This is a genomic window from Nostoc sp., from assembly GCF_054880495.1.
Window position 1 is genome coordinate 1 of sequence record NZ_JBTYKD010000232.1, and the last position, 2,669, is coordinate 2,669.

Consider the following 2,669-nt stretch of genomic DNA (forward strand, 5'->3'; position numbering starts at 1 on the left):
TCCCCTTCTCCCAAATCTGGGAGAAGGGGTTGGGGGATGAGGGCAAATCCTTTTGATCACAGAAGAACTACAGGTTTCAAGATAGACGTGGTTTACCTCTCAAGTTAGCAGTAATTCATCTCCGTTCATAAGAGCGATAACTTCGTTAAGCTTTGCTAACGCTAAATTTATGTTTTCATAATATAAATATAGTATTCAGTCAACAGATTACACACACCGCCAGCTAAATTAGACTTATCACCCGATTCTGGGGAATTAGTAATTTCTTTGTTGACCTTAGGTTCTCATGATGATGTTTACTAAGGTAACGCTAGACTTAGGAATAAGAATTAAAAAATAAGATACAATTTATGTCCCTGGCTTACCTCACCCTCAATCCCTCTCCTTATAAAGGAGAGGGAAGCTAGAGACAGGATGAAGTTTTGCATTTTATTTAATCCACGTTTTTAATAAAATTTGGGGATTGAAATTATAGATGTTATTACAGAATAAAAGCGACTGTAATTATGAACACCCAAATAACACCCCAACTATCTATGCCTCCACACTTTAACCCCGATCAGGTGGGCGCAGTTTGGCGCGTACCTTACCAAGAACGTGCCACCGAAGCTGAAATCTGGGCAAAACAACATGATATCAAACCTGCATCTTTAGATAAAACCAGCATTTGCTTACTATTAATTGATGTCCAAAACACCTTCTGCATTCCTGGATTTGAATTATTTGTAGGTGGAAAATCCGGTACTGCGGCGGTGGATGATAACGTCAGATTGTGTGATTTTATCTATCGCAATTTGGGAGTAATTACAAAAATCGTACCCACTTTAGATACTCATACGGCAACGCAAATCTTCCATCCAATCTTTTGGGTGAACGCCGGCGGAGAACATCCCACCCCAGCAGCGACTAGCATCACTGCTGGAGATATCGAACAAGGTATCTGGAAAGTTAACCCAGCAGTTGCTGATAGTGTTACTAATGGGGATTACGAATTATTAGAAAAACACGCTTACTATTACGTCAAGCAACTAAGTCAGGATGGGAAATATCCTCTCATTGTTTGGCCTTATCATTCTATGTTGGGTGGTATTGGTCATGCTTTAGTTTCATCCGTAGAAGAAGCAATATTTTTCCACGGCATTGCACGTCAGAGTCAAACGCAATTTGAAATTAAAGGTGAAAATCCTTTAACAGAAAACTATTCCATATTACGTCCAGAGGTGTTGGAAGATTTTGAGCAACGTCCACTTGCTCAAAAGAACATCCGCCTGATTAAACAACTTTTAGAATTTGATGTTGTCATTATTGGTGGTCAAGCTAAAAGTCACTGTGTCGCCTGGACAATTGACGATTTATTAACAGAAATTAAACAGGTAGATGCTACCCTTGCGAAAAAAGTTTATCTGCTAGAAGATTGCACTTCTCCTGTTGTTGTCCCCGATGTTGTGGACTACACAGAACAGGCAGATGCAGCATTTACAAGGTTTGCAGAGGCAGGAATGCATATTGTAAAATCTAGCGAATTTGGGAATTGGGCATAGGGTATGGGGCATGGGGCATAGGGTTTAGTAGTCTCACTTGTCCCCTTCTATCCATTCCCCATTCCCTTATTTTTTCAAATAAGCCTTGGGATCTTCCGCTACCCAACCCAGAGATGAGCTAGAACGCACTTCAAAATGGAGATGCGGTTGAGTGGATGTTGGTTTCCCACTAATGCCTACCGTTCCTAGTAAGTCTCCTTTTTTCACTTGCTGACCAACACTAACTTTGATACTCTCAAGTTGAGCATAACGGCTTTGGAGTCCGCCACTGTGGTTAATGATGACCAACTTGCCATAAGTACCTTGATCATTCGCAAAGGCTACAGTTCCAGGCGCGATCGCTTGCACATTAGTACCTATTGGTGCTAATAAGTCAACACCACTATGGAAAAAAACTTGACCTGTCGCCGGATTAATTTGCCAGCCGTAAGCTAATCCGATTGTTGCCAATTGTGGCAAAGGATATCCAGACAGGGATGCACGGTTTGGCATACCTGTATTAGTAGATAAAGGGGACTTAGTTACAACACCATTGGGCGACCAATTTACCCCCGGAATAAAGACAATTCTGGGGTCTTGTTGGCAGCCATTCACCTCAAAAAGGCTATCAGCACGAACTTTGTATTTTGCCGCCACTTCTCGCCAAGTTTCACCGCGAGGCACTTCGACTACAACCCCATTGTAAGGAGGAATTTGAAGTATACTACCAACGGCTACGTAGATAGAACCCGCCGCACCGTTCTGCAAAGCTGGATTCATGCCAATAATAGTTGTAGGTATAAGATTGTAGCGCTGCGCTATGCTCTCCAAAGTTTCGCCACGAACAACTTTATGGCGTTGGAAGCGAGATAAGGCTGGAGTTGGGCAACCACTGACAGCAGCCTTGGCGCTGTTGGGGTTTGGCAGTATACTTACTAGGCCCAAGGTGCTAACTAAGCTACAGAGAAACAATTGACGAAAAGGTAAAGTCATGTATGTACGTCAAGAGCGCATTAACTTTAGATTTTAGATGGGAAAAGTGGGGAGTGGGGAGATGAGGGAGACAAGGGAGACAAGGGGATGAAGAAAGAAAGTGTTTTCCCAATGCCCAATACTTCTCTTCTTAGGCTACGCCAACGACTTCTCTAC

Annotated in this window: 2 protein-coding genes; one reads left to right on the forward strand and one right to left on the reverse strand. The window is 42.6% G+C overall.

The genetic code is table 11. The features are described from left to right. Positions 1–506 precede the first annotated feature (506 nt). A complete protein-coding gene (locus tag ACYTXL_RS21855; protein WP_461926560.1) occupies positions 507–1,541 on the forward strand; it encodes a cysteine hydrolase family protein in 1,035 nt (344 codons plus the stop codon). Positions 1,542–1,607: 66 nt separating this feature from the next. Here ACYTXL_RS21855 and ACYTXL_RS21860 read toward each other — a convergent pair whose 3' ends face one another. Next, positions 1,608–2,513, reverse strand: a complete 906-nt coding sequence (locus ACYTXL_RS21860) for a LysM peptidoglycan-binding domain-containing M23 family metallopeptidase (protein ID WP_461926561.1) — start codon at positions 2,511–2,513, stop codon at positions 1,608–1,610. Positions 2,514–2,669: the final 156 nt, after the last annotated feature.